Source organism: Vibrio sp. Vb1554 (assembly GCF_033344235.1).
On record NZ_JAWPOJ010000123.1, the window covers coordinates 1 to 1,662 of the forward strand.

The 1,662-nt window shown below is 44.7% G+C and carries 1 protein-coding gene and 2 pseudogenes; 2 read left to right on the forward strand and 1 reads right to left on the reverse strand.

Annotated features, from left to right (window positions below; genetic code table 11):
* Together R8N28_RS24175 and birA are read left to right on the forward strand one after the other, a co-directional pair.
* A pseudogene (locus R8N28_RS24175) lies at positions 1-237 on the forward strand (UDP-N-acetylenolpyruvoylglucosamine reductase); the annotation flags it as partial.
* A complete protein-coding gene (gene birA / locus R8N28_RS24180; RefSeq protein ID WP_318183542.1) occupies positions 234-1,190 on the forward strand; it encodes a bifunctional biotin--[acetyl-CoA-carboxylase] ligase/biotin operon repressor BirA in 957 nt (318 codons plus the stop codon). The pseudogene R8N28_RS24175 and the gene birA, both read left to right, overlap by 4 nt.
* A gap of 15 nt (positions 1,191-1,205) precedes the next feature.
* Here the strand turns inward: birA and R8N28_RS24185 are convergent.
* Positions 1,206-1,662 (reverse strand): annotated as a pseudogene (locus R8N28_RS24185) (type I pantothenate kinase); the annotation flags it as partial.

The window sequence follows — 1,662 nt, forward strand, 5'->3', positions numbered from 1 at the left end:
TGGCTGATTGACCAGTGTGGTTTGAAAGGTATTTCAGTCAACGGTGCTCAGGTGAACCCTTTACAAGCGTTGGTATTAACAAATGTCGACAACTGCAGTGCTGATGACGTGGTTGCACTTGCTTCTCTGGTGAAAAGGGCGGTGTGGGATAAGTACCAAATTGAACTCGAACACGAAGTGCGCTTTATGAATCGTCAAGGTGAAACTAATCTCGCTAAGATTGAGGCGGCTCAATGAGAAAAGAACACTCAGTGAAGCTACATATCCTTAAAACACTCAGCGATGGCGGTTTTCATTCAGGTGAAATGCTTGGACAACAACTGGGCATTTCTAGAGCGGCAATTGCAAAGCACATTAAAGGGTTGAATGATTGGGGAGTGGATATTTATCGTATCCAAGGACGAGGCTATCAACTGGCTCATCCTCTTCAATTACTCGATGAAACTCGTCTGAAAAATGCCATTAGCACTCCGGTAGAACTGATTTCCGTGATCGATTCAACGAATCAATATTTGTTAGAGAAAGTCAGTGAATCCGATAAAGGGCGAGTTTGTATCGCTGAATATCAGGCGCAGGGGCGTGGACGTCGCGGACGTCAATGGATATCGCCATTTGGCACCAATCTGTATTTGTCTATGTACTGGCGTTTAGATGCGGGTATGGCGGCAGCGATGGGACTGAGTTTGGTCGTGGGTATTGCTGCAGTCGAAGCACTGGAAAGTATCGGTATCCAAGGTGTTAAGCTTAAGTGGCCAAACGACATCTACTATCAAGATAAAAAACTAGCCGGTATTTTAGTGGAGATGTCTGGTCAAGCAGGAGGCGCAGCTCACTTAGTGATTGGAATGGGATTAAATATTGGCATGCCTGATGTGCAGCCCGGTATTGATCAACCCTGGATAACGCTCAACCAAATTTCCAATGAAGTGAGTATCGATAGAACTCAATTGGCGATACGTCTTATCAAACATTGGAAAGCCGCGTTAGAAGAATATGAACTGACTGGACTGGGTGGTTTTGTTGAACGTTGGAATCGTTTGGACAACTTTATCGGCCGACCGGTTAAGCTTCTTATGGGACCGAGAGAAATACACGGAGTGGTACAAGGTATCGACCAACAGGGTGGGGTGGTGCTCAAAACTGAAAATGGTTTGGAAACCTACATTGGCGGAGAAATTTCGTTGAGATAAGGGGACTGAGCCCCATTACTTTCTTAGCGATACTTTGTCGACAAGGTGGTTAGCACCTTTGTGGAGGATCAAATGGGCTCTTTCTCTGGTTGGAAGAATGTTCAATTCCAGATTGAGTCCATTAATATTGCGCCAAATTTCTTTCGCTTTACTTTTCGCTTCATCGACCGACAGCTGCGTATAGTGGCTGAAGTAGGAGCCTGGTTTAGTAAAAGCTCCGCGGCGAAACTTCAAAAATCTCTCGACATACCACTGCTCTATCGTTTCACTTTCCGCATCAACATAAATTGAGAAATCAAGAAAATCAGATACAAATACTCGATGTGGATCATGTGGGTAGTCCATACCGCTTTGTAATACGTTTAAGCCTTCAATAATCAGCACGTCAGGTCGGTCGACTTTTTTTAGCTCATCAGTAATGTCGTATGTGATGTGTGAGTAAACAGGTACTTCAAGATTTGGCTTGCCCGCC

Bases quoted from the DNA above. Each gene is read 5' to 3' on its own strand.
- birA (WP_318183542.1), top strand. From the start codon at position 234: ATGAGAAAAGAACACTCAGTGAAGCTACATATCCTTAAAACACTCAGC.